Source organism: Desulfovibrio desulfuricans (genome assembly GCF_004801255.1).
Classification (GTDB): Bacteria; Desulfobacterota; Desulfovibrionia; order Desulfovibrionales; family Desulfovibrionaceae; genus Desulfovibrio; species Desulfovibrio desulfuricans_C.
Window position 1 is genome coordinate 621,748 of the sequence record NZ_CP036295.1, and the last position, 25,540, is coordinate 647,287.

The following is a 25,540-nucleotide window of genomic DNA, read 5'->3' on the forward strand; positions in this document are numbered from 1 at the left end:
CGAAGCATGTCCGTGAGCAGACTGGGAGCAGTGAGCGCAAAGTATGTACATGTATTGTAGGGGCAAAGCCGGACTATTCAGCGGTATAAGTCCTCTGCTTGTGAGTTTTGCTCGGTTACGGGTACGGGGCAATACCGACTTCTTGCGGGCAGATGTGTGGGCTATTAGCTATATCGCATATCGTGTAAAGCGAATTGGAAAGCAGTAAGGATTGAAAGTTCCGGTAAAACAGCTCACAAGAAAGCGCTTGTGGCTGAACGATGGTTCCAGCGTTCGCTCAGGCCGGAGTGGAAAAATCACGTCTGATTCTATGATGTTGTGTATTGGCGCACGGCCAATGCAAATCTTTTCGTGTGCGAGTTATCGGCGAATATGCCCGTCATTGCGTGGCGCTACATGTGCGGCCCGCACGATTCGTGCAGAGTAAGTAACGTACCTTTTGGCAGATTTATTTCTGACGCATGGCAGACCAGATGGCATTCGTTCGGACAACGGGTCAGATACATCGCATTGGCTTTAAAGAAGGGTTGTCAAATCTATCTGTACAGACGCAGTATATTGAACCGGGCAGACCTTGGAAAAATAGTTGCCGGAAAGCTTTAACGGTAAGCTTCTGGACAAGCTGCTGGACGGTGAGATGGTTATGACGTTACAGGAAGTCGAAGTGGTTATCGAAAACTGGCACCAGCACTAGGACCACCGTGGGCCGCATCGTTTCTTAACTGCAGGCCTCGTGCCCCATTGAAAGTTTTTACCCTTCCCCAAAGAGGGGAAAGGGGCCGATCTCACCTCTTTCAGAATTATCGGCCAGACAGTGGTAGAAGCAGAACCGCAAAGAGTCTACCACTAGCAGTTAACTTGATATAAAATTGGGCTGGACAATGGGGCAGGAGCAAAGGAATCTCAGTTCCAGGGGCTCGCTGGGCAGATAGTATAAAGCGCAAACACCAGAAAAATCCGCGTCCAATTAAGAGATTCCCATCTCGGAAGATTAAATCAGGGCTGTGCGAGAACGATATGAAGATACTTATTGCTACTGAAAATTTTATGAAAGGTGGTATGGATACCATCATTGTTGAACTTTGCAACAACTGGCCGCACAGCGATGACGAGATTGCCATAGTGTGCAATAAATCGCATCCAGGTATTGAAACATACAAGAATAGAATAAAGCGCCATGTTAGTATTACGGAACATTCTTGGCCTTTTTTTGCTGAGGTGCAGGAGCGTATTCCCCGTAAATGGTGGCGCAAGATTCTCATTCCTTTCGTAAAGTACGGGCTGTTTCTGTACAATGTGCTGGCATTCAAAAAATATTTTATGGCTGGCGGCTTCGACAGGCTGCTTGTCGTTAACGGCGGATATCCAGCTGGCGACACCTGTCGCGCTGCTGCCATAGCTGGTTTGCTGTGCATGGGGGCGCGCAGTGTTGACTTCAACATACACAACCTCGCAAGCTCTGCACCCAAACTCCAGACTATCCCAGAATATCTGATAGACCGTCTCGTGGCAAAATCTTGTAAAAGTGTCATGGTGGTCTCCCGGTCGGTAAAAGAAAGCCTTAAGCTGCGGCCAGGGATGTTTGGCCACTGTCATATTTCAGTCGTGTACAACGGAGTTGCAGCCAAAGACCAGAAAGGTCCAGATGCGGGTGAGCTCTTTGCCCATGCAGCAGATGAACGCTACCTTCTTATGGTGGGTACGTATGAGAGTAGAAAAGGACACGATTTTTTGCTTAAGGTCTTTGAGGCTGTATGGGCGAAACATCCAAAGATTCACCTTGTCTTTTGTGGGCATGGCTCTGCTTCGCAGATTGAGGAAGTTGCTGCCCTAGTGCCAGTATCTTTGCGGAATAGAGTGCACTTGTTGCCTTTTCTGGCAGAGCCGGGCAATCTGTTGGCTGGTGCCTATCTGTTGCTTTCCGGCTCCCAAGAGTATGAATCCTTCGGGCTAACGGTGATTGAGGCCGGGAATGTAGGAGTTCCCGCCGTGGTCACAAATGTGGGTGGGCTGCCAGAGGTTGTGGAGAATGGCGTAACCGGCTTTGTTGCTGAGCGGGCGGATGTTGACGCATTCGCTGCTTGCGTCATGAATCTGCTGAATGACAGTGTATTGCGTTCGCAGATGGGGCTAGCTGCCAAACTGCACGCACAAAACTTTACCCCTGAGGTCATGGCGGAACAGTATGCCAGATTCGTCCGCTCAGATGCGGGGGAAGCTTAGCGTGCTCATCTGAGCGACAGGGCAGACGGCTGGTTGCAACCAGCAGTATCTGAGACGGCGCGCGGAGGATCAAACCTCCTCCATGCAGTTCTGGCCACAGGTATTAGGCTCCGACCCGGCTTCTGGCTGCCGTGGATGTTTATGCTGTGAGTTTGAGCTGTTAGCTATATTATACAGTGAGACGCAAAATTGGCCTTACCCCACTGCGTATACCACTTGCAAGTTAGTGGTTCCCAATGGGTTGCAGCTTGTATTCTTTTCGCGGAATTCTTTCGGTGTCAGCCAGCCCAATGAGCTGTGTGGTCGCCGCTGTGTATCCTGTCGACATGCCTCAACCGTTCTTCGGGCATCGTGCATGGATAGAGATACGTTCTGATTTAAAAACTCATTCCGGATTTTTCGTTAAAGCTATCAATGTGCCAATTACCCGTAGCTTCCCATGGCAAGTAAACTCTATCTGCACCCGTGCTCAAAAGCCCATGCACCCAAGGCCTTACCAGGCGTAGCCCCCATTTCGACCGGAGACTCCTCTAACAAAGGGGGAGGGGCAGTGAAAGCCGCGCATAGAGCTGGAACAGGGCCTGCGCGCGGCATGCAGCGATTTTTTGCAGAACGGTAGACAATAGGCGCGGCTGTGCATAACGGGAGCACAGCTGTCTGGGCATGCGGAGGACGCGAGCAGAAACTTACTGCGTTTTTTCAGCCTTCAGAGGCCTATTCAAAAACTGGCGAAGCCAGGGCAGATCTTTTTTTTTGCCAAGGGACATTACCAGTTTGCGCAGGGGCAGCACATAGAGGTTCATGTTAGCGGGGCAAAGGCGCACCGCCCGGAAATACCAACGTAGCGCCGTTTTCATGTCCTTTGTGGCAAAGGCGGCGATAACCGCCATCTTGAATGCCAGAAACGAATAACCACGTTGCCTGATGCGCGCTGGAACCAGCGGGTGTTCCAGATGCCTGCGCATGGTGTCCCATTCTTTTTGCAGGGCTTCATCGCCATTGCGAACAGCACTGCCCGCTCTTTGACGATAGAAAAGCAGCTCGTCGTCCAGCCCCACAGCGGCACTTGGATCATCTGCGCAGCACCGGGCCAGCAGACGCAGTAAAAAGTCCCTGTCTTCCGCTGTTGCCAGTTGCGTATCAAAAGGACCGGCTGCTTTCACATCCACGGTTTTTGCCACCCATGCGCCCATGCAGAATTCCGCATGCAGCAGCATATCCCACCAGATGTTGCCGGTCTGGTGCACATTGACCCAGGGCTGCGGCTTGCACTGGCTGCTGCCGTCCATAAACATGGCATAGCGACACCAGGCCAGGCGACGGGAATCATGGGTCAGAGCCGTAACCATGCGCTCAAGAAATGTGGGGTGCCAGATATCGTCACTGTCCAGCATGGTGACAAGGGGCGTCTCGACGAGCGCAATTCCTGCATTGCGCGTCGCACATACTCCCGCATGCGGGCGTGGCACAAAACGAAAGCGCGGGTCGCCTGTCGTGCTGTTTGCAAAAAATTCTGCGGTATTGTCCGTTGAGCCGTCATCGACCACCAGACAAAGAAAATCGGTGTACGTCTGCTCCCGCACGGACTGCAGGGTGTAAGGCAGCCAGGGCCCTGTGTTGTATGTGGGAATTATGATCGTAATTTCAGGCATTTGTTCTTCCTGTCATGCGCTGCCGTACACGGCGCAGGGCATTGTCCCAGCCTGTATTGAGTGAGCGCAGCATGCACTCGTCGTGCTCCTGCAGTATCACAGACCGAAATAGCGCGTGAGGGCTGGTCGCGGGGGAATTCGTGCCACGCTCTGTTGTTACCGCCGTGGCAAAGTCCAGTCTGGCAGCCATTTTGTATTCACGTTGCCATGCCGCATTGTACCCGCCAAAGGGATATGCCAGGTGTCTTACGGGCTTGCCCAGCATTTCTTCAATGCGCAGACGTGATTGCTCCATCTGGCGTTGGCATTCCTTATCTGCCAGCGTGCCGAGCGCGCCGTGGTTCAGGGTGTGCGCACCAATGGTAATAAGCGGGTGCTCGGCCAGCCTTGCGACCATTTCCCATGTGGGCATGGCATCGGGCTGGCGGCAGTGGCGGGTTGTACCCAGGCTGTCAATGAAGAGGCGCTGCTGTTCTTCCTCAAGGCGAAAGCAGAAAGTGTTGAGTCTGCGGAACATGGTCAGACGTTGCAATGGGGTGCGTAGCGGGCCAGTAAAGTGCGCACCCGCAAAATACGCGTCGAGCTGTTGCTTGCCGCTGTTGACTGCGGCATCAATGCCGTACCACCACAAAAATGGGTCGCCATCCACAAAATCTGTGCACAGGTAAAGCACCGCAGGAATGTTGAATTTTTCCAGTATGGGCAGGGCGTAGTGGGCCACATCCGCATAAAAATCGTCAAAGCCAACGGCAACGGCTTGCTGTGGCAGATTGCCCCGAGCAACGTCATCCATGGACACGGCATGGGCATTGGCGGCCCAGTAGGCCATATGCTCGGCAAACCGGGCGGGTGTGACTGCCAGGTCGGCATGGATGCATGGATACTGCTGCCACTGGTCGTGCTGCAATACTCGGTGGTAACCCACAATCACGGGATTACCGCGCAACGGCGCGCACAGGCAGTCAATGCCAGGCAGTTGGCCCATGGCTCGCGTAGCCTTCACAACAAGGCTCTTTACAGCCAGAGGAAGCATATCATCTCGTTGTGGTATCCCGCACGCCGCATAGACCGGCCAGCAGGGCTCGCAGGCGTTGCTGAAAGGCGGCATGGCAGTGCTGGGCCATTACCGTGTCATAGCGCTGGCGGCATTGCCGGGCCAGCTCTGCCGCCGGAGTCTGCAGCATGCTTTGCAGGCAGCCAGGAATATCCTGGTCTTCATGAAAAGACGGCAGGGACAGGTCTCTGGCAATATATTCCAAGCTTCCAAGTGAGCGCACGGCCACCATGCAGCCCATGGCAATCTGTTGCAGGGGCACAAGGGGGGCAGCCTCAAAACTGCGTCCGGGGGTTGCCTCTGGGCATCTTGAAGGGATAATGCACACCTGGAGCCCAATTTCATCTACCTTTGCGGGCAAATTTTCTACCCATCCGTGAAAAACAACATTGGCAGGGGATTCGGCACGCAGCCTGTCTTCATATGTTTTTTCAGAAAAAGCGGCATCTCCGAGCACGTGAAAGGTCAGGTCTGAAAACTGCCGTGCAAGGGCGGGCAGAACATCCTGGCCTTTTTCGGGAGAAATGCGGCCAACAATGCCAATGTGGCGGATGGGCCTGTCTGAAAAACGGTCTTTGAATGCCACCTGTGTAAAGCGCGAATCCAGACCATTTTCAACCAGTCGCAGCTTGGGGCTGTTGAAGTGTGGCGAAAACTGGCACAGCTGGTCACGTATAAACTCCGAAGGGGCTACAACCGCTGCCGTGTTTCTGAACATGATTACGCGAGAAAATATACTTTTTTCGAGGTTGGTGTGGTTGAGATGAATGTGGAACGCGGCCTTTTTGTTCAAAAAAATCATGCTCAGCAGCGCCACAGGCAGTAGTCTGTTGCCGTTGACATAAATCACATCTGCAGTTTTCAGAAGCTTGAGCTTTTGAAAAAAGACGCGCAACCCGTTGCCCACAAAGCGCAGAATATCAAAAAACGATTTGGTTCCACATGTCAGCCGGCACTCGTCGGTGTTCTCAACGTGCACGCCCATGGATGTAAGCCTATCGGCACAGCTCCCTTTGGGAATAATCACCGCCACATCGCAAAACAATGCCTGTGCTGCCAGAACCAACTCCAGCAACACCTGCTGCCCCCCACCAAGGGAGCCATATTGATCAAGGAATACGATTCTTTTATTGTATTTCATCTTAAATATGTACTAATATATCTTTGTTAGTGGGTGCGGTGTATTTAAATATTCTGCCAGAAAAAGTGCATCTATCTTGCATTGTATTTTATAAATATCATGTAACTGTGAAATTACGTACTATTTGCTGTAGGGTACAAACAAAAAAGTGAAAGTCTTAATTGCCCATTTTAGACGTTTCAGATTGCACAATAAAAAACCAATATCGTTCTGTTCAACAAGAATATCCTGAAGTTGCATGCCGTGCAAGCTAGAGCCATCCGCTAGAAGCATTGGACATAGGCCGTTTCACCAGCTGCCTTGATACGGATTATTAAAGCGATGTTGCCCTCAGTGCCGCCACGAGGGTGCAGCTTTGCGTAATACATGGTGGTCTTGTTGCCTTGGGGCATGGTTGTGTTGGGGCCGATGGCTATGCGCGTTCTGTCAAAAAGTTCAGAAGAAATTTTTTCAAAAGGCGAAGTAAGCAGGGCAGGCAACTGCTTTTGGGGTAGCAGGTGGGTGGCCGCTTTAGGAATCATGGAGCTGTCTTGTGCCACCGTAAAGAAAAAAATTTCGTCTATAGCTTTTTTGTCGTCCTGAAAAACAGCCGCTACCACGTTGCCCTTGTCGCGCGGCGTAACGTAAACGCCTTGCAGGCTTATGCCCTGCATCACGGGTAGGCTGCCAGTCCAGCGCTGGCTGGCCGTGTCTGTGAGCGTGCCGGGGGTGGCGTCCATGAGCAGGTAGGCGTTTTCAAGCCCGTACCAGCGCGAAAACTGGCTCGGCCAGGGCACAGGGTTGCCCCGCAGCGTGTCGAGGAAAAAGAAATTTTTGTGTCGAACTGCCGGGTATTCTGTAAGAAACACAATGTGTTCTCCGCGCTGCTGGGCGGCTTTGACATCGGCGTCGCGCGCGGCTTGGGCCTCTAAAAGCTGCACGTAATCAGTACGGGTTTGCAATGCGGAAACTGCGAGCAGCGGTATGCACAGGGCGGGCAGAATCCAGAGCCACGACCATTTTCTAAGCGCCGCATCAAAGGCCATGTTGGCCGCAACAAGCGCCATTACAAATGCCATGCTCAACGCCCGGTATGATGCAGAACCGCCGCCAAAGATGATGACCACCGACAGCGCGGATGCCGCAAAAAAGGCAAGCACCACAGCAAAAGGAAAACATTGGGTTTTACGTGATTTTTCATACAGCAAAGCTGCGACCAGCGCAGAAAACAGCGCCGGAACGGATATGGTGTACAGGTATTTGTAGATCAGTATAACCGCATTCGAGATGAATGTTCCCAGCTGGAAGGAGTTGGAAGCACTTGCCCTTGCAAAGTTGCCCGGTGCGCCAATGCTGAAGGCCGCACCAACTGCCAGGGCAATGAGGGCGGCTACGGCCCAAGCTGGCGGTCTGGTCTGGCCTCGTCTGCGGTAGAGCATAAACGCGCCCAGAAAAAGTGCGGGAAGAATGACGACCTCAACCCAGAATGGAATGCAAAACGCCAACAGCACGAATGGCAAGGCCAGCCAGCCTGGCAGCCATTTGCCGGAATCCATGTAATAGCGGTAGGGCACAAGAAAAAAGCACGTGCACGTAACCGCAAGCAGGTAAAGGGATCCTGTTCGCCACAGTAAAATTTCCCACGCTTCAGGCAGGCAGAACCAGAATATGGCAAAGGGAAATACCCAGCGCCACAGGCTGAAATTGCTTTTCCATGCCTGACCGTAGGTCAGCAGGTGCACTCCCGCGAGCAGCAGGCACACCGCTGCGGCAGATATGATGCCAAAAAGCTGGGGGCTGATGTGCTGCACGGAGATCATCCATGCGTGCCCCAGCAGGCGGCCGCCCCATGTAAAATACTTTTCCCAGATTGTTTGCAGCAGGTCGTCGTGGCTGCCCAAAAAAAAGGAATAGTCGTCCGCAAACATGGGCGTATGCGTAGAAAGGGAGTAAAAGAGCAGAAAAATGGCCAGCAAAAAAATAAAAACTGTATTTTTGCGCATAGGTGTTCTTTCTGCCTCTTGCTATAATATCACATAGCTACAGACGGAATATCGCTACATCAAGGGGTGCTGATCTCTTTATGCGCGTGCCATGGCCTTCTTGAGCCGTAACAGCGCCGCATAGGCAAAGCCGCGTGGGCCGGCGCTCTGGCAGTGGGCGTAGAGTGGAAGTTCCTCGTTGCACCAGTCTGCCTTGTACCCTTCAGCCCCGACGGTAAAATCAAAGCAGGTGCACTTTGCATCAATCACCTGCGTCATCAGCCATTCAAGCAGAAGGCGGCCGCAGGAATATCTTTGCCACGGGCCGCCCGCATGGGTGGGCATCAGGTAGTTGAAGCTGTGTCGCCACTGCATGCCCCAATGGGTTGCCAGAATTTCATCATCGAGCAGCATGGCTGCAACATGCACGCGTGGGCTGCACTGCGGCGCGCACCAGTGCTGCGCCATGCGCAGATAAAACTCTTCGTGCGCGGGTAAGGAAAAAATGTCGAACACGCCCGTTTCTGCATAACGGCGACGTTTTTGGGCAATCATGGCTCGGGTAAAGCGTGTTGCCAGTTCTGGCGTGTCTGCAATGGCGAACCGCACCTGGCCGATTTCGTTCAGGCGTTTGAGCTGGCGGCGCGAGTCCTGGGCCAGTTTTTTTTTATGTATACGGGCAAGGTGTGTCGCACCATCGGTACTGCTGCTGCGCGAGGCGCTTGATGAGCCAGCCTTCCATCCGTCCAGCAGCGTGAGGGGGTTTGGTCGGTCTGCGCCGTCTGCATTGGGGATAACACTGCTGATCTGGCGAAGATGCGCTGCCTGAGCACCGCTTTGGCGTACAATGTTTTTCCAGATGTGCCGGATTGTGGGCGCGTCCAGTTGCGGGCAGTCGGGGGCAAGCGCGGGGGCTTCATAGTCGCACAGCAGGCCGCCGCAAAATTCCAGCACCTTCATGCCGTATCGGGGACGAAGCACCAGGGGAAACAGCATGGCCGGGGCATTGTCCAGCTCAACCATTGCAAGGCGGGGTGTACGGTTTTGCGCAACTGCTGCCGTGTCGAGCCATGTTTGAACAAAGGCCCGTGTCTGGAAAACGTGCAGGCTGCCTTGAGCTTCCCACTGCTGCCAGACTGATTCCAGCGGAGAAACGGATTCTTCAATGATGATGCGCATGCGTGGCTTCTATCATGGAGGCGTCAGGCTGTCCAACCAGCGGCGGGCATGTGCATGATGGGCCAGAGATGGGGGGCGCTTCTTTGGCAGACCGCTGAGGATTGGTAGCAGGCCATTCAATGCCTATGGCGGGGTCGTTCCAGCGGGTTGCCGCCGCGTCTTCCGGCAAGAATAATCTGTGCATTTGTAGTGGAAATGGACGATATCGCTCGTGTCCACAAAGCCATGCGCCATGCTGGCGTACTCCCTCGCTGCTACTGGTTCTGCTGCGAGAGCTCAACCTCAAACCATTTTCCCAAAGTGGTTGAACCGTGGCGGCTATCAATGGCCACGCCAACAACGCTGCCCAGCAAAACATATACCAGGTTGCCCTACGTGAGTGTTTTCTGATAGTGCTGGCCGCGCAAAATGCCCCGTGCAGGCACAGCACAAATGGCAGGGTTATGCCTGCGACCTCGTAGCGCTGCTGCCAGGTTTGCACAAAATATCCGCGTATATCGTCCCAACACATTGGTTCTATTATCAATGCTCCTTCATGGTCTGCGCCCTGTCAAACAGACAGTTAAAAACGCCCCAGCCCGCATTCACTTGTTCGATAAGGTACTGTCCATAATCTGTTTTGGCCATGGCTTTGCCCGCGCTTGTAAATCGTTTGCCGCAATAAGCGCGTTACGCCAGGCAACTTTTTCCAGACAGACCATCTGGAGCCACTGGTGTTTTTCCACCGCCTGCACAAAGGTCCCGGCATCAATCGAGGGAATCGTGGTGCATGTGTCAAGCCTTGCAATGCCCAGCCCCATAAGCTCTAGCAGATTGCCCTGTTTGAGGATGCGGTTGTTGACATCTGTAATTTTCAGCTCGCCCCGACAGAGGGGCGCAGCCCCGGGCGATGTCGGCTCTACTTCAAAGACGGGGGCATAGCGTCTCCAAGAAAAATGGGCATACCAAGCAAAGCCGGTATGCCCACCAGGGCAACCTTTATTTTCCGACCAAAGAAAAGAAGAGAAGGCCCTGTGGAACAATTTTTAATTGGCTTGCGGGATTTTGCAATCGAAAAAGTGGTGAGTCGTACTCCCCCGGTTTTTGAGGCCAGGTGGACGGGCAAGAATACGTGCCCGCACTGCGCAGGCGAAAAACTACGCATCAAGGACTCATTCTGGCGGACGATCCGTAATATTTCCATTCATGGAAGGGCGTCACGCCTGTTGGTTCGCTGCCACAAATACCGATGCGAGAGCTGCGGCAGATATTTTAATACCAGACTTGCAGGAATAAAGGTGTGGAGCAGGACAACAGAGATGCTTAAGCGCAACATATTTCAGGCTTACAACAAAGGTGTTACCTGTAAGGAAATCGCCGATGAGCACCGGATTGGCGTTGCCAGCGTGGAGCGGTACTACCACCAGATGATGCAGCACAAGAGCAGCCACTGGGCAAACCGTACATGCCCGCGCATTCTGGGCATTGATGAGCATAGATTTACGCGCAGGCAGGGCTTTGCAACCACATTTTGCGACTTGGCCCGCCGCAGGGTATTTGATGTGGTTAAAGGGCGCAGTGCCGCCGATATGCGTGATTTTTTGCAATCACTGCAAGGCCGCCACAAAGTAAAAGTTGTCTGTATTGATATGAATTCTGCGTATCGGCGTCTGGTGCGGGAATGGTTTCCCAATGCGCGCATTGTTGCGGACAGGTTTCATGTTATCAGGCTGGTGAATCAACACTTTTCAGAGCTGTGTAAAGCAATTGATGAAAAACAACTTGCCCATGGGCGCGGCGGTATGATGCGTCTTTTGCTGACTCGCCGTGATCGGTTAACAGACTCACAGAAAGAGCGATTACGAACATACTTTGCTGACAGGCCGGACATTGAATCACTGTACGAATTTTTGCATGACACAGCCGATTTATTGCGTGTGCGAGCGCAAAGCATCGATTCTTGCCGCAAGTATGTTGCTGAATTATTAGATAAAATTGAGCAACTTCGAAAAACTAGCTTCGCGCCGTTGCGTACCCTGGGCAAGACGTTGCATAATTGGCGGGAAGAAGTGGCCCGAATGTTCCGCTTTACCCGGAATAACGGCATCACAGAAGGCTTTCACCGAAAAATGAAGTTGATCCAGCGGCGTGCGTATGGCTTTCGCAACTTCGAAAACTACCGCCTGCGTGTGCGCGTTTTGTGCTGCTGAAATGGCTGGGGAATCGTTCAGAAACCTGTCGGAAAAACTGCCCGCTGAAGGGGCTTGCCCCCGTCTTTGGTGTAGAGCCGCGTCTTTTGCTGACTCGCCGTGATCAGTTAACAGACTCACAGAAAGAGCGATTACGAACATACTTTGCTGACAGGCCGGACATTGAATCACTGTACGAATTTTTGCATGACACCGCCGATTTATTGCGTGTGCGAGCGCAAAGTGTCGATTCGTGCCGCAAGTATGTTGCTGAATTATTGAAAAAAATTGATCAACTTCGAAAAACTAGCTTCGCGCCGTTGCGTACCCTGGGCAAGACGTTGCATAATTGGCGGGAAGAAGTGGCCCGAATGTTCCGCTTTACCCGGAATAACGGCATCACAGAAGGTTTTCACCGAAAAATGAAGTTGATTCAGCGGCGTGCGTATGGCTTTCGTAACTTCGAAAACTACCGCCTGCGTGTGCGTGTTTTGTGCTGCTGAAATGGCTGGGGAATAGATCAGAAACCTGTCGGAAAAACTGCCCGCTGAAGGGGCTTGCCCCCGTCTTTGGTGTAGACCCTCTTTTCTTTGGTCGGAAAATAAAGGTTGCCCTGGTGGGCATACCGGCTTTGCTTGGTATGCCCATTTTTTTGTCGAGGCGCTATGCCCCCGTCTTTGAGGTAGAGCCCAAAAAATACGTTGTCGCCCAGCACAAGGCAGGTGTTGTGCCGATAATGGGGCTAAACACGGAAAACAAAAAAGGCTCTTACAGACGTTTTCTGTAAGAGCCTAATATTGCAAGCTTTTTTGGAGCGGGAAACGGGATTTGAACCCGCAACCTTCAGCTTGGGAAGCTGACACTCTACCGTTGAGTTATTCCCGCAAAAGTGGAGCGGGAGACGGGATTTGAACCCGCGACTTCAACCTTGGCAAGGTTGCACTCTACCACTGAGTTACTCCCGCATGGTATGCGAAACGGCGAAGCGTAAAGGATGCTTGGAGGCGGCATCCAGATTTGAACTGGAGATGGAGGTTTTGCAGACCTCTGCCTTACCACTTGGCTATGCCGCCAGCAAAAAGTGGAGCGGGAGACGGGATTTGAACCCGCGACTTCAACCTTGGCAAGGTTGCACTCTACCACTGAGTTACTCCCGCTCAGCGAGAAACGGTTGTACGCGGACTGGGGCGAGGTGTCAAGCATTACTGGACTTTTTTTTGTCGCCATTCCGCAAATGCAAATAACTATTTAATTTTATTTATTAAAAATGAGCATGCACGATATTGGGCCGGGGGGCCAAACAAAGGGGCCGCCGACATTGCCGACGGCCCCTGAAATCGCGGACGCAGCAGGCTTGCCGCGTCGGGATGCGGGCATCCCGTCTGCTGCTAATCTTTGGGCCGGTTGTCCACAATGCGTTTGGCCTTGCCCTCTGAGCGCTCGATGGAGCGCGGCTCCATCAGGCGAACCTTGGCGGTAACGCCCAGATATTCCTTGATGGCTTTTTGCAGGCGGCCTTCGAGCATCTGCAGCTTGCGGATTTCGTCAGCAAAGAGGTTTTCGTTCATTTCGACGCGCACTTCAATGGTGTCGAGGTTGTGCACGCGGTCCACGATGATCTGATAGTTGGGCGAAAGCCCGTCGTTTTCCATCAGGATGCCTTCGATCTGTTGAGGGAAGACATTGACCCCGCGGATGATGAGCATGTCGTCGCTGCGTCCCTGCAGGCGGGAGAGGCGCACATGGGTGCGGCCGCAGCGGCAGGGGGTATAGTCAAGGCTTGTGAGGTCGCGCGTGCGGTAGCGCAACATGGGGATGCCTTCCTTGGTCAGCGTGGTCAGCACAAGCTCGCCCACTTCGCCGGGGGGCAGCTGGTCGCCCGTAACGGGGTCGATGATTTCCGGCAGGATGTGGTCTTCCCACAGGTGCATGCCACACTTGGCTTCTTCGCACTCCATGGCCACGCCGGGGCCCATGATTTCGGAGAGGCCGTAAATATTGAGGGCGCTGATGCCCATTTTGTCCTCAATATCGCGGCGCATGGCTTCGGTCCACGGTTCCGCGCCAAAGACCCCTATGCGCAGGGGCAGATCGCGAAAGTTCACGCCCACTTCCTGCGAGGCTTCCCACAGGTGCAAACCGTAGGAGGGGGTAGCGCACAGCACGGTTGCGCCAAAATCGCGCAGCAGCCCCGCCTGACGGCGGGTAGCGCCGCCGGATGCGGGCACAACGGTGGCGCCGAGTCGTTCCGCGCCGTAGTGCGCGCCAAGCCCGCCGGTAAAGAGGCCGTAGCCGTACGCCACATGCACCACGTCCGAGCGGGTGACGCCTGCCGCCGAAAGGCAGCGGGCCATCAGCTCGGCCCAGTTTTCAAGGTCGCGCTGGGTGTAGCCCACCACAACCGCCTTGCCGGTGGTTCCGCTCGAGGCATGCAGGCGCACGATGTGATCTCTGGGAACAGCAAAAAGGCCGTAAGGATAGTTGCTGCGCAGGTCGTTTTTTTCTGTAAAGGGCAGCAGCCTGAGATCCGCCAGCGATTTGATGTCGGCGGGGGTGATGCCCGCTTCGTCAAAGCGTTTGCGGTAAAAGGGCACGTTGGCGTAAACACGGTTGCACAAATCACGCAGGCGGCGCAGTTGCAGCGCCTCCAGTTCTTCGCGTGGCAGAGTTTCCTGTTTGATGTTGAAAAGCACGGCCCTCTCCTTCTGCGGCTGGCGTTTGGCGGCGCGCTGACGCGACGCTGATCCCTAGATAAAAGCTTCGTTTGGGTATGCCGCAATGCGCGGGCGCGGTCAATACGGCGGGGTGCTGTTCCGCGCACGCAAAGCGCCGCCTGCGGTTGCGCGGCCAGCAGGCAGGGGCGTTGCGGGCATCTTGCAGCCGACCTGATTTGTGCGCCTGCATGTCGGCGGCGCAGGAACCCTGCGGCGGTTTTGTCACTGGGCTGTAGGCGCAACTGATCCTTGCGGCATTGCTCTTGCTTCTTCTTTACGGTATGTGCAGTGCATGGAAAACAATACTTCTCCTTCACCCGCAGGGGGCGTTGCCCCCAAGCGTTTTTCGGATGTCCCCCTGGAAGAAAAGCTGGCGGACGTGGTCACCTGGCTTGAAGAGCACAAGGCAGCTCGCGTGGTCAGCATTGATATGGCTGGTCAGGGCGGTTTTGCCGAGGCCCTGGTCATTGCCAGCGCTGGCTCCGTGCGTCATGCGCAAAGCCTGGCCGACGGCGTGGGCGAACTGTGCCGCGCGCGCAATTTTGAATACCTACGCATGGAAGGCTACACCGCTGGTCAGTGGATTCTGGTGGATATGAACGACATCGTCGTAAACGTCTTTCTGGAGCCTGTGCGCGAGCTCTACGGCCTTGAAGCCCTGTGGGGCAAGGCTGCCTCGCTGGCAAGCGTCCGCACCGGGGAATAATCATGACGCCCACGCTCTTGCTGATAATGGATGGCTGGGGCATTGCCGAGCCGGGGCCTGGCAACGCGCCCTCTGTGGCCGCCACCCCCAATATTGATGCGCTCAACGCCCGCTGCCCGCATTCGCTCCTGGCCGCATCAGGCCGCGACGTGGGTTTGCCGTCCGGCTACATGGGCAATTCCGAGGTGGGGCATCTGAACATCGGCGCCGGGCGTGTGGTGTATCAGGATATGACCCGCATCGACGTGGCGCTTGAGGACGGCAGCTTTGCCGCAAACGAGGTGCTGACCAACCTGGTTGAATCGGTGCGGCAGAGCGGCGGCAGACTGCATCTGGCCGGGCTGCTTTCCGATGGGGGCGTGCACAGCCACATCCATCATCTGGAAGCCCTGTGCGCCATGGCGCATAAGGCTGGCGTGCCCGTGCGCATCCATTGCCTTATGGATGGGCGCGACCGCGACCCGCACAGCGGCGTTGATTTTATGCGCGCGCTGCAGCAGAACATCGCAGGGCAGGGGCAAACGCGGGTCGCCAGCATGGTGGGCCGGTTTTTTGCCATGGACCGCGACAAGCACTGGGAGCGCCTCAAGGAAGCCTGGGATGTGATCGTCCACGGGGTTCCCGCCACCACGCTTGCGCCGCTCGCCGCCATCGAGGCCTCATATGCGGCCGGGGTCACGGACGAGTTCATCAAGCCCCTGTGCTTTGCGGCAGCTGGCGACGCCCCGGGCATGGCCGACGGCGACGGGCTGTTTATGTTCAATTTTCGCGCTGACCGCATGCGGCAGTTTACGCAGGCCTTTATTCAGCCCCAGTTTGACGGGTTTGACCGGGGCAGGGTGCCGGTTCTGGCGGGCGTGGCATCCATGACCGCTTACGAGTCGAGCTTCAACATCCCTGTGGCTTTTCCCAAAGAAGCCGTGAGCATGGGGCTTGGCGAGGTCGTTTCGCGCAAGGGGCTGCGCCAGCTGCGACTTGCGGAGACGGAAAAGTACGCCCATGTCACCTATTTTTTCAACGGCGGTGTGGAAGAACCCTTTGCCGGTGAAGACCGCATTCTGGTGCCGTCGCCGCGCGAGGTGAAAACCTACGACCAAAAGCCCTCCATGAGCGCGCAGAAAGTGACGGACAAATTTGTGGAAGCCTGGAACTCCGGCGTGTACGATCTTGTCGTGTGCAACCTCGCCAACGGCGACATGGTCGGTCACACGGGCAACCTGCAGGCGGCGGTAGAAGCCTGCGAAGTTGTGGACGCCTGCGTGGGGCGCATGGTCGCCGCTGTAGAAGCCCGCAAGGGGCGCATGATCATCATTGCCGACCACGGCAACTGCGAAAAAATGCTCACCCCCGAGGGGCAGCCGTATACCGCGCACACGACCAACCCCGTGCCGTGCATTTTGCTTGAACCGGAGGGCAAGGCGACCGCCCTGCAGAACGGCAGGCTGGCCGATGTGGCCACAACAATTCTCGGCCTCTGGGGGATGCAACCCTCTGATCTTATGACCGGGCGCAATCTCGCCGCGCCCCGCGCCGAAGGGGAGGCTGACCGTGGCTGAGCGTAAACGCCCCATCCAGCCCGTCGCCCCTGACGGCATGGAAATCCTGTTTTTTTACCAGTGCCCCAACTGCGGCAAGCACGTGCCCCAGGCCAGCCCCACCGAGCCGCGCATGGTGCGCTGCCCCGGCTGCTCGCAGTCTTTTCCCATTATCCCTGTTGACGAGCACAGCCTGCATTATGTGCGCATAATGCTGGCAGAGGGCAAGGCGGCGGCCGACCCCGATTTTCTGTAAAAATTCGGCTGTCGCATACACTGCGGTAAAGGCCCGCTCCCGTTTTGCGCCCCGATGCGGCGCAGAGGACGGGGGCGGGCTTTGTCTGTTTGCGAATGGGTATCCTGTCAGGCAGGGGCTACAAAAAATTGAACGCAAACCTGGGGGGCCGCCGCACACAGCCTGTGCATGCTAAAAACCGGCGATGGCTCCACGCGCGGTTGCGGCGGTTTGCTTGCGGCAGTGGGCTGTTTGGGGCGCGTAATTATATGTCGGAATGGCGTCATATTTCTGCCGGTGTGACAGCTTGGTAAAAAATTTTTGACGAAAACGGTTGCCTTCGACACAAAAGGCGGGTATCTTTTTTCTGCCTGTTTTGGAGCAGGTCTGTGTTAACCCTGTGGGAAAAACTAGAGAGGAAGGGATTTATGAAACGCATCTGTACGCTTATCCTGGCCGCCGGCCTGGTGTTCGGCGCGGCCACCGGTGCCAGCGCCATTGATTTCAAGGCCAAGGGCCAGTGGCTCATGGGCTTCGGCGTGGGCACCGACAGCCCTGTCAGCAAAACTTCGATCAACGGCGTGAAGAGCAAGGCCGACAACACCGACACCTTTGACGCTCAGCAGCGCGTGCGCTTGCAGTTGGACGCCGTGGCTTCTGAAGCCCTGTCCGGCACGGTGTACTTCGAAATTGGCACGCAGAAATGGGGCAACGCTGGCACCGGCGGCGCTCTTGGCGCTGACGGCAACAACCAGGTTCGCGTGAAGAACGCCTACATCGACTGGGCCATCCCCCAGACCGATGCCAAGGTTCGCATGGGTATTCAGGGTCTTGCCCTGCCCAACACCTACGCTGGCGGTTCCGCCGTGCTTGATACCGACGTGGCCGCTGTGGTCGCTTCGTACAAGTTCAACGAAAACGTTGGCCTCTCCGCTTTCTGGGCCCGTCCGTTCAACGACAACTTTGACGGCAGAGATCCCCGCTCCAATAACAACCAGAACGACCGCAACTATCTGGACAACATGGATCTGTTCGGCGTGATGGCCCCCCTGACCTTTGACGGCGTCAACCTTACGCCTTGGGTCATGTACGGCATGATGGGCAAGAACACCCTGACCAGCTACACCGACCCCGATGGTGACGGCACCTTCACCTACCACAACATCGGCAGCCGTGACGGCAACCCGCCCTACACCCTGATGCCCTTCCCCGCTGCCTCCGCGATCAACAGCGGCACCGCCAGGAACCTCGGCGGCACCAGCAAGGCCTACGGCAGCATGTTCTGGGCTGGCCTGCCCCTGGCTGTGACCATGTTCGATCCTTTCAACATCGAACTGGACATCAACTATGGTTATGTGGAAGGCATGGGCCGTTACGACGTGCAGAAGGGCTTTAACGGCCCCACCGTGCGCGGCAGCACCGAACGTCAGGGCTGGTTGGCCAAGGCTCTTGTTGAATACAAGATGGATTGGGCCACCCCCGGCATCTTCGGCTGGTACGCCTCCGGCGACGACAGCAACGTGAAGAACGGTTCCGAGCGCATGCCCTCCCTGGTGCCCACCGGCAACATGACCTCCTACATGGGTGACGGCAACTACGGCTGGCTGCGTCAGGACTACGGCGTTGACTACGCCGGTACCTGGGGCATCGGCGGCCAGTTGAAGGACATGAGCTTCCTCGAAGATCTCAAGCACACCTTCCGCGTGGCTTACTGGGGCGGCACCAACAGCACCACCATGGTCAAGTACATGAGCACCGCTTATGCCTGGACCGAAGGCGTGGGCGCCAGCACCGTGCCTTACCTGACCACCAAGGACGGACTTGTGGAATTCAACCTCGTGAACTCCTACAAGATCTACCAGAACCTGGAAATGAACCTGGAGTTGGACTACCTGGTCAACTGCATGGACAACAGCACCTGGAAGAAGTCCCAGAACCCCAGCTCGTTCAGCAAGCAGGATATGTGGAAGGCTCAGGTTACCTTCGCGTACAGCTTCTAATTCGAGCCCAGCCGTCTCTGGACGGCAGGATACGCATTCAAAGGGAGGCCCTCGGGCCTCCCTTTTTTGTCGTCCGACGACGGGCCTGCAGAACATGCCCATGCTGCCCGGCAGGGCAAAGCGCCCATAGTGCAGCGCCCCATCATATTTGCTGGATGGGGTGCGCGCCTTGTTTAATCCCCTGCGTGAAGCGGTCCAGTGCACCAGTCAGAAGCTGAGGGGCATGCAGCGGCTGCAAACCGGCAGACCTGCGTCCGCATCCATCAATAGTCCGCGATGCGCCTTGTCCACCTGCTGTTCCCGGTTCCCGTGCGACCAGAGCGCGGGCAGACGTGGCAAACCAGCAAGGGGCATCGCCAGCAGCACCGACAAAACAGGCAGAGCCCGCCGAAGCGGGCCCTGGTAGAGAGTGGGGAGGAGAGGGAGTTTGGAGTGTGTGAGGAGGGAGGGTGTGGAAAGTGTCAGCGACGCTTTTGCAGCCGGTCGCGCAGAATAATGGCGATCAGGTTCATGCCGAGCACCAGCAACAGCAGCACAAGGCCTGTGCCGTACTGCAGCGGGCGGGTTTTGGCGATTTCCGTCCCGGCGGTGGCAAGCACATACATGTGGTAGGGCAGAGCCATGACCGGGCTGAAAATGGAGTCCGGCCCCTTGGGCGTATAATAAACCGAAGCCGTAAACATGATGGCGGCGGTTTCGCCAGCGGCGCGGGCCACGCCCAGAATAGCGCCGGTGAGCATGCCGGGCAGGGCGCTGGGCAGAACCACGCGGGCGATGGTTTGCGATTTGGTCGCGCCAAGCGCCAGCGAAGCCTCGCGGTATGTATCGGGGACGTTGCGCAGCGATTCTTCGGCCGTGCCGATAATGACTGGCAGCGTCAGTACGGCCAGGGTGAGCACGCCAGAAAGTATGCTTACGCCAAATCCGCAAAATGTAACGAAAAATGAAAGACCGAACAGGCCAAAGACTACAGATGGCACGCCAGCGAGGTTGTTGACCCCCAACCGCACAAAGCTGGCAAAGGCATTGCGCTTGGCGTATTCGTTAAGATAAACGGCCGAGGCAACGCCCAGAGGAAAGGCGATGAGCAGCGATCCTAGGGAGAGTATGGCTGTGCCTATGATGCAGGGCAAGATGCCTCCCTTGGTCATCATCTGGCGCGGCGCTTCGGTCAAAAAGCTCCAGCTCATGGCGGGCAGACCGTTTTGCAGTAAAAAGGCGCACACAGCCAGCAGCACCAGCACATTGCAGGCGGCAATGAGCCGCAGCATCCAGAACATAAAGGTCTGGTACTGGCCGCGTCCCTTGCCGCTGGCAAACTGCAGGCGCACGCCGTCGTCCTTTGGCGGCTCCGCATCATGGTTCATGAGGTCTTCTTCCAGCGGGCGGGGGGCAAGCTTGATGCCGGGACCGGCGGAAACAACAGGGGTGAGGCGACTGGTGGCTGACATGAATTATTCCTCGTGCTGAGCTGGCTTCAGGCTGCGTACAGTGGTTGGGCTGCCGCCGCAGATTGCCCCTAAAGGCTTGAAGTCCCTACCTGCCGGTGCTTTTCAGCAATGTATCCGGCAGCCAGGTTGAAGGCCAAGGTCAGGAAAAAGAGCACAATGCCGATGGCGAACAGGGCGTGGTAGTGCTCGCTGCGAAAGGCCGCCTCGGCCATTTCGGCCGCAATGCTGGCGGGCATGGGGCGTATGGGGTCGAGCAGCGATGTGGGTATGATGCCCGCGCCGCCCGCAACCATCAGTACGACCATGGTTTCGCCGATGGCACGGGACATGCCGAGCATCACCGCAGTGCCGATGCCCGAAAGCGCGGCGGGTATGACCACGCGCACCGTGGTTTGCCAACGGGTCGCGCCCAGCGCCAGCGAGGCCTCGCGCAGGTCGCGCGGTACGCCAAAAAGGGCGTCTTCCGATACCGAGCAGATGGTGGGCACGCTCATAAGCGCCAGCACAAGCGAGGCGTTAAGCAGGTTAAGCCCGGTGGCCGCGTCAAGATAATCCTGCAAAAAGGGCGCAAGCACCACCATGCCCAAAAATCCCAGCACCACCGAAGGCAAGGCGGCCAGCAGCTCCACAAAGGGTTTGATGATGCGCCTAACAGTTGGGTGGGCTATTTCCGTCAGGTAAACCGCCGTCAGCACCCCCATGGGTACCGCCAGCATGGAGGAAAGCACCGTCACTGCCAGCGAGGCCACCAGCAGAGGAAATATGCCGAAAAGGCCCGGTTCCTCAGTGGGGTACCAAAGGTTGCCGAACAGAAAATTGAAGAAAGAATACTCGCTGAACAGCGGCAGACCTTCCATGAACAGAAAAATAACAATACCAGCCAGGGCCAGCAGCGAGCTGCCTGCCATGGCGGTAAGGGTGACCCGCACCGTTTTTTCCTTGATGTCTCTGGAGCGCATTGCGCTTTCTCCCCGGCGGTCGCGGGCGGCCCGTGGCCGTCCCGCTCCGCCGATGCTGTGGGTGTATCGCGGGTAGCCAGCTACCTACTTGCCCAGGGGCACATAACCCACTTCAAGCACGTCCTTCTGGCCCTTGCCGGGATCCAGCAGATATTCCACAAAAGCCTTGGCGGCGCCTGCGGGGGTGCCGTTGGTGAAGACAAAGAGTTCGCGGGCGATGGGCCACTGCTTGGACAGGGCGGTCTGGGGGTTAGCGGTCACGTCGTTGACCTTGAGGCCCTTGGTGGATTTGTCCAGGTAGCCCAGGCCCACATAGCCGATGGCGTTCTTGTTTTTGGAGACGGCCTGCACAACAGCGCCGTTGGAAGCCTGCATGAGGGCTGCGGGGTTAACGCGCTCTTCCTTCATGATCAGTTCCTGCCAGCATTCAAACGTGCCGGAAGACGTATCGCGCGAGATCACAACGATCTTGCCGTCGTGTCCGCCCACTTCCTTCCAGTTGGAGACCTTGCCATTGTAGATGTCGCGCAGCTGTGCAGTGGTAAGAGCGGCGACAGGGTTGGCGGGGTTGACCACCGGCACGATGGCGTCAACGGCGATGGTGATGCGGTTGGGGGTCACGCCGTTTTTCTTGGCGGCTTCAACTTCCTTGTCCTTGATGTCGCGCGAGCTCATGGCGATGTCGCACTGCTTTTCAATAAGGGCCTTGATGCCGTTGCCGGAACCGCCGCCGGAAATGCTCAGCTCCATGTCGGGGTGCGAAGCCATAAAGGACTCACCAGCTTTCTGAACAACGGGAAGCACCGTGGTGGAGCCGTTGATAACAACCTGCTGGGCAGCCATGGCCGGAGCGCTGAGGCTCAAGACCGTCAGGGCAGTGGCGAACAATTTTCCGATAGTCATGGAATTACTCCTGCGTTTATCGTGGTTGATACCGGGGTGTTTCCCGGTACGTTTCCCTTTTTGCCTGCCTCTGTTACAGAAGTATGACGAAACGCAGAAGACTGCGTGAAGCTGTAATCTGCGTGATTAATGTTGCGAAATATAAACGGATATTTGTAAAAATTTTCGTCACGCAATTGTAACATGTGCTCCATAAGTTTGGCGCACAAAGCCGTTTTACTCTTTTTGCGTCATAGAGGTGAAACATATGAGCCAGCAAATATTGATAGTTGAAGACGAAACCGATATCCGCGAACTTTTGCGTTTCAATCTTGAGCGCGAGGGCTTCACGGTGCATGAGGCCGCCGACGGCACGCAGGGTCTGGCCCTGGCGCGCCAGCACACGCCCGATCTGGTGATTCTGGACGTGATGCTGCCGGGTGTGGACGGGTTTGAAGTTTGCCGCCGCCTAGGGGCGCAGGCTGAAACATCGCACATCCCGGTGCTCATGCTCACGGCCAGGGGAGAGGAAGTGGACCGCGTGGTAGGTTTGAGCCTTGGGGCCGACGACTATGTGGTCAAACCTTTCAGCGTGCGCGAGCTCATGCTGCGGGTAAAGGCCGTGCTGCGGCGCGGCGGGCGCAGTGTGGAAAGCCCGGTGCTGGAGCGACATGGCATACGGCTGCGCACCGAGGCGCATTCCGCCGAGGTGGCGGGCGAAATACTCAACCTCACGGCAACGGAATTCCGCCTGCTCGAAGACCTGCTGCGTCACGCCGGATCAGTGCGTACCCGCGAGCAGCTGCTCAACAACGTGTGGGGATATTCTTTTGAAGGATACGCCCGTACGGTCGACACCCACGTGCGCAGGCTGCGCGCCAAGCTTGGCGAGGCGGCCCCCATGCTGGAAACGGTGCGCGGCGTTGGTTACCGCATAAAGGAATAGGCGGCGTAATGGTAAAACCCGGGCAGGGCCGCCGTGCGCAGCGCGACTGACGCCTGCAGCCGGTGGTCATGACAGCATGTTACGAGTGAGATAACCCATGCTTTCTTTCAGAACACGAATTTTTTGCAGCGTGCTTGCCGCAGCGCTCATAGCCTCGGGGATAGCCGTGTACTATGGCCGGGCATCCTTTGAGCAAAGCCAGATCGACGTGGCTCGCGAGAGACTGCTGCGCGAAACCGCGCTGTCTGCCGCGATTCTTGACAAAATCGGCCCGACCCCGGCTGGCGTGCTCGAACTGGCAAACATACTGCAAATGCCGCGAGAGCGCATTTCGCTGCTCGACAACTCGGGCAACGTGCTGGCCGACACAGCGCCGGGCGCGCAACCAGTGTCCAAGCTCGACAACCACTCCGACAGACCCGAGGTGCAGGCAGCCATGCAGGGCGGTCAGGGGTTTTCCATCCGTTCGAGCGGCACGCTGGGCACAGACATGGCCTATGCAGCCGTGCGCATCAACGCGAACAACCTGCTGCGCATCGCCTTGCCTCTGGTCAATCTGCAGCAGGAGATTGAAAGCCGCGTGGCCGTCTTTACCCGCATAGGCATTGTTACGCTGCTGCTCTCGCTTGTGCTTGCGGGCCTGCTGTCGGGCGCGCTGCGCAACTCGCTTGCGCAGATGGTGTCTGTGGTCGAGGCCATATCTCTGGGCAATTTTCAGCGCCGCCTGCGCCGCATCCCCGGCAGGGAGTTTGCCCCGCTGGCGGAGGCCGTAAACCGCATGGCCGAGAATATTGAAGACCATGTGAGGTCGGCGGCGGAGCAGACGGCGCAGCTTGAAAGCATCCTTGAGACCATGAGCGACGGTGTTCTGGTGCTTGGCCCGCACGGGCGCATCCGCAGGTGCAACCGTGCCCTGGCGCGGGAGTTTCCGGCTGCGGCCTCGGCTCTGGGCGCACAGGTGGTGGAGGTTATCCCCTCGCCCCAGCTGCAGTCTGCAGTGGATGCCGCCATGGCTGCATGCCCGACCGCCGGGCAGAAGGACGCGAGCCCCAGCGCTCCGGGCGAGGTCGTAAACGGGCCGGACGCCTCTGCCAGCGACGATGCGGCCATCAGCCGCCAGCAGCGCTATCTTCAGCTTGAGCTTTCGTCCGGGCAGGTCATGTCTGTCTGCATATCCCGCCCCTGCGGGCTGGAGCATCTGGGCCAGACGGGCATAGGCGCCGTGGCGGTATTTCATGACATTACGGAGCTCATGCGGCTCGAGCGCGTACGCCGCGACTTTGTGGCCAACGTGTCGCACGAGTTGCGCACCCCGCTCACAGCCATACAGGGTTATGCCGAAACGCTCATCAGCCTTGACGCCTCGCCGGAATGCCGCCGCTTTGGCGAAATAATACTCAAGCACGGGGTCAGCCTCAGCCGTATGGTGGAGGATCTGCTGACCCTTGCCCGGCTTGAGGGCAAGACCGGCAGCCTTGACCTCGTCCCCACAGACCCGCGCGAGGCGGTCTCGCAGGCCGCGGGCATGTGCCGCGAGGCTCTTGAACGCCGCAAGTGCACGGTTGTTGTGGATATTCCCGAAACCTGCCGCGTGCTGGCAAGCCAGCCGCATCTGGCGCAGGTATTCAGAAATCTCATTGAGAATGCTGGCCGTTACGCCCCCGAGGGCGGCAGCGTGCGCATCAACGCGCGCGAGAGCGGCCCGGATGTTGTCTTTCGCGTGGTGGACGATGGCCCCGGCATACCCAAGGCTGACTTGGAACGGGTTTTTGAGCGCTTCTATCAGGTAGAGCGGCACAGGGGCCAGGCGACCACGGGTTTGGGACTGGCCATCTGCAAGCACATAGTTGAACGGCACGGCGGCCGCATCCGGGCAGAAAGCCCGGCGCAGGACGGCAACACGGCCCTTGTTTTCACCCTTTCTTCCGTCCACGGAGCGGCACTTTCATGAACGAGCATCTGCTGGCACGCAACGTCAGTGTGTACTACGGCCAAAACAAGGCCCTGCACGAAGTAAGCCTCAATTTTGAGCCGCGCCGGGTTACGGCCCTCATCGGGCCTTCGGGCTGCGGCAAGTCAACCTTTTTGCGCTGTCTTAACCGCATGAACGATCTGGTCCCCGGCGCACGCGTTGAAGGCGAGATCATGCTGGACGGACAGGATGTAAACCGCCCCGATACGGATGTGGTTTCACTGCGCTGCCGGGTGGGCATGGTTTTTCAGAAGCCCAACCCCTTTCCCAAAACCATTTACGAAAACGTGGCTTACGGCCTGCGCGTCAACGGCCTGCGGGACGAAAGCCTGATCGCCGAAAAGGTCGAACTGTCGCTACGCCGCGCGGCCATCTTTGAAGAAGTGAAGGATCGCCTGCAAGGCCCCGCGCTCGGGCTGTCGGGCGGGCAGCAGCAGCGGTTGTGCATCGCCCGCGCGCTTGCCGTCGAGCCGGAGGTGCTGCTGATGGACGAACCGGCCAGCGCCCTTGACCCCATCGCCACCCAAAAGATTGAAGAAAGCATCCGCGAGCTGCGCGAATCGCTTTCCATCATCATCGTTACCCACAACATGCAGCAGGCGGCCCGCGTTTCAGACTACACGGCCTTTTTTTACATGGGCAGGCTCATTGAGCACAATGCCACAGACATCATGTTTACCCGGCCCGCCAAAAAACAGACGGAAGACTACATCACTGGCCGCTTTGGCTAAAAGACGGCTAACGTAGTACGCACCGTGCGCA

22 protein-coding genes and 4 tRNA genes are annotated in these 25,540 nt (G+C 56.9%); 10 read left to right on the forward strand and 16 right to left on the reverse strand.

The window, feature by feature from the left end:
- Nucleotides 1–1,017: 1,017 nt before the first annotated feature.
- Complete coding sequence (locus DDIC_RS02510) at nt 1,018–2,223, forward strand: glycosyltransferase family 4 protein (RefSeq protein WP_136398993.1); 1,206 nt, start codon at nt 1,018–1,020, stop codon at nt 2,221–2,223.
- A 195-nt stretch (nt 2,224–2,418) separates the two neighbouring features.
- Here the strand turns inward: DDIC_RS02510 and DDIC_RS14115 are convergent, their stop codons facing one another.
- The 8 genes from DDIC_RS14115 to DDIC_RS13765 all read right to left on the reverse strand — a co-directional run bounded on the left by DDIC_RS14115 (nt 2,419) and on the right by DDIC_RS13765 (nt 10,232).
- Nucleotides 2,419–2,619: an integrase core domain-containing protein gene (locus DDIC_RS14115; RefSeq protein ID WP_136400987.1), complete on the reverse strand. Its 201-nt coding sequence runs from the start codon at nt 2,617–2,619 to the stop codon at nt 2,419–2,421.
- Between the two features lie 290 nt (nt 2,620–2,909).
- Complete coding sequence (locus DDIC_RS02520; protein WP_136398994.1) at nt 2,910–3,875, reverse strand: glycosyltransferase family 2 protein; 966 nt, start codon at nt 3,873–3,875, stop codon at nt 2,910–2,912.
- Entirely contained in the window at nt 3,868–4,908 is a 1,041-nt protein-coding gene (locus DDIC_RS02525) for a polysaccharide deacetylase family protein (protein WP_168732451.1), read from the reverse strand. The genes DDIC_RS02520 and DDIC_RS02525 overlap by 8 nt, the downstream gene beginning before the upstream one ends.
- Before the next feature lies 1 nt (nt 4,909).
- A complete protein-coding gene (locus tag DDIC_RS02530; protein ID WP_136398996.1) occupies nt 4,910–6,070 on the reverse strand; it encodes a glycosyltransferase family 4 protein in 1,161 nt (386 codons plus the stop codon).
- A 263-nt stretch (nt 6,071–6,333) separates the two neighbouring features.
- Nucleotides 6,334–8,052: a DUF6056 family protein gene (locus DDIC_RS02535; RefSeq protein ID WP_136398997.1), complete on the reverse strand. Its 1,719-nt coding sequence runs from the start codon at nt 8,050–8,052 to the stop codon at nt 6,334–6,336.
- 78 nt (nt 8,053–8,130) lie between these two features.
- On the reverse strand, nt 8,131–9,210 hold the full coding sequence (locus DDIC_RS02540; protein WP_136398998.1) for a GNAT family N-acetyltransferase: 1,080 nt from the start codon (nt 9,208–9,210) through the stop codon (nt 8,131–8,133).
- Nucleotides 9,211–9,464: 254 nt separating this feature from the next.
- Nucleotides 9,465–9,542: a hypothetical protein gene (locus DDIC_RS14120; protein WP_432612325.1), complete on the reverse strand. Its 78-nt coding sequence runs from the start codon at nt 9,540–9,542 to the stop codon at nt 9,465–9,467.
- A 252-nt stretch (nt 9,543–9,794) separates the two neighbouring features.
- Nucleotides 9,795–10,232 carry a hypothetical protein gene (locus DDIC_RS13765; RefSeq protein ID WP_168732454.1) on the reverse strand — a complete coding sequence of 146 codons (438 nt, stop codon included), beginning with the start codon at nt 10,230–10,232 and terminating at the stop codon, nt 9,795–9,797.
- Between DDIC_RS13765 and DDIC_RS02550 the strand changes: the two genes are divergently transcribed.
- Entirely contained in the window at nt 10,170–11,399 is a 1,230-nt protein-coding gene (locus DDIC_RS02550) for an ISL3 family transposase (RefSeq protein ID WP_432612324.1), read from the forward strand. The genes DDIC_RS13765 and DDIC_RS02550 overlap by 63 nt on opposite strands.
- The gene (locus DDIC_RS13850) at nt 11,390–11,881 is read left to right on the forward strand and encodes a transposase (RefSeq protein ID WP_247647525.1); all 492 of its coding nucleotides are present in this window, start codon (nt 11,390–11,392) and stop codon (nt 11,879–11,881) included. Before DDIC_RS02550 ends, DDIC_RS13850 begins: the two co-directional genes overlap by 10 nt.
- A 307-nt stretch (nt 11,882–12,188) precedes the next feature.
- Here the strand turns inward: DDIC_RS13850 and DDIC_RS02560 are convergent.
- From DDIC_RS02560 to DDIC_RS02580, 5 genes are all read right to left on the reverse strand, one after another.
- Nucleotides 12,189–12,263: transfer RNA gene (locus tag DDIC_RS02560), tRNA-Gly, on the reverse strand.
- A 5-nt stretch (nt 12,264–12,268) separates the two neighbouring features.
- A tRNA-Gly gene (locus DDIC_RS02565) sits at nt 12,269–12,343 on the reverse strand.
- 34 nt (nt 12,344–12,377) lie between these two features.
- Nucleotides 12,378–12,451 (reverse strand) — tRNA-Cys (locus tag DDIC_RS02570).
- 9 nt (nt 12,452–12,460) lie between these two features.
- Nucleotides 12,461–12,535: transfer RNA gene (locus tag DDIC_RS02575), tRNA-Gly, on the reverse strand.
- Nucleotides 12,536–12,766: 231 nt separating this feature from the next.
- On the reverse strand, nt 12,767–14,071 hold the full coding sequence (locus DDIC_RS02580; protein ID WP_136399000.1) for a phenylacetate--CoA ligase family protein: 1,305 nt from the start codon (nt 14,069–14,071) through the stop codon (nt 12,767–12,769).
- Between the two features lie 313 nt (nt 14,072–14,384).
- Here DDIC_RS02580 and rsfS point away from each other — a divergent pair, with 313 nt between their 5' ends.
- The 4 genes from rsfS to DDIC_RS02600 all read left to right on the forward strand — a co-directional run bounded on the left by rsfS (nt 14,385) and on the right by DDIC_RS02600 (nt 18,568).
- The gene (rsfS, locus tag DDIC_RS02585; protein WP_136399001.1) at nt 14,385–14,798 is read left to right on the forward strand and encodes a ribosome silencing factor; all 414 of its coding nucleotides are present in this window, start codon (nt 14,385–14,387) and stop codon (nt 14,796–14,798) included.
- Entirely contained in the window at nt 14,795–16,354 is a 1,560-nt protein-coding gene (gpmI, locus tag DDIC_RS02590; protein WP_211088906.1) for a 2,3-bisphosphoglycerate-independent phosphoglycerate mutase, read from the forward strand. Before rsfS ends, gpmI begins: the two co-directional genes overlap by 4 nt.
- Entirely contained in the window at nt 16,347–16,589 is a 243-nt protein-coding gene (locus tag DDIC_RS02595; RefSeq protein ID WP_136399003.1) for a hypothetical protein, read from the forward strand. The genes gpmI and DDIC_RS02595 overlap by 8 nt, the downstream gene beginning before the upstream one ends.
- Before the next feature lie 407 nt (nt 16,590–16,996).
- Complete coding sequence (locus DDIC_RS02600; RefSeq protein WP_136399004.1) at nt 16,997–18,568, forward strand: outer membrane homotrimeric porin; 1,572 nt, start codon at nt 16,997–16,999, stop codon at nt 18,566–18,568.
- A 461-nt stretch (nt 18,569–19,029) separates the two neighbouring features.
- Here DDIC_RS02600 and pstA read toward each other — a convergent pair whose 3' ends face one another.
- From pstA to DDIC_RS02615, 3 genes are all read right to left on the reverse strand, one after another.
- Nucleotides 19,030–19,848 carry a phosphate ABC transporter permease PstA gene (gene pstA / locus DDIC_RS02605; protein ID WP_136400989.1) on the reverse strand — a complete coding sequence of 273 codons (819 nt, stop codon included), beginning with the start codon at nt 19,846–19,848 and terminating at the stop codon, nt 19,030–19,032.
- 239 nt (nt 19,849–20,087) lie between these two features.
- Nucleotides 20,088–20,978 (reverse strand): phosphate ABC transporter permease subunit PstC, encoded by an 891-nt coding sequence (pstC, locus tag DDIC_RS02610; protein ID WP_136399005.1) that lies wholly within the window; start codon nt 20,976–20,978, stop codon nt 20,088–20,090.
- 84 nt (nt 20,979–21,062) lie between these two features.
- A complete protein-coding gene (locus tag DDIC_RS02615; RefSeq protein WP_136399006.1) occupies nt 21,063–21,881 on the reverse strand; it encodes a phosphate ABC transporter substrate-binding protein in 819 nt (272 codons plus the stop codon).
- Nucleotides 21,882–22,128: 247 nt separating this feature from the next.
- On the opposite strand from DDIC_RS02615, the gene DDIC_RS02620 reads away from it, so the two are divergent.
- The 3 genes from DDIC_RS02620 to pstB all read left to right on the forward strand — a co-directional run bounded on the left by DDIC_RS02620 (nt 22,129) and on the right by pstB (nt 25,509).
- Nucleotides 22,129–22,806: a response regulator gene (locus DDIC_RS02620; protein WP_136399007.1), complete on the forward strand. Its 678-nt coding sequence runs from the start codon at nt 22,129–22,131 to the stop codon at nt 22,804–22,806.
- A gap of 97 nt (nt 22,807–22,903) precedes the next feature.
- Nucleotides 22,904–24,757 carry an ATP-binding protein gene (locus tag DDIC_RS02625; RefSeq protein WP_136399008.1) on the forward strand — a complete coding sequence of 618 codons (1,854 nt, stop codon included), beginning with the start codon at nt 22,904–22,906 and terminating at the stop codon, nt 24,755–24,757.
- A complete protein-coding gene (gene pstB, locus DDIC_RS02630; RefSeq protein WP_136399009.1) occupies nt 24,754–25,509 on the forward strand; it encodes a phosphate ABC transporter ATP-binding protein PstB in 756 nt (251 codons plus the stop codon). The genes DDIC_RS02625 and pstB overlap by 4 nt, the downstream gene beginning before the upstream one ends.
- Nucleotides 25,510–25,540 lie beyond the last annotated feature (31 nt).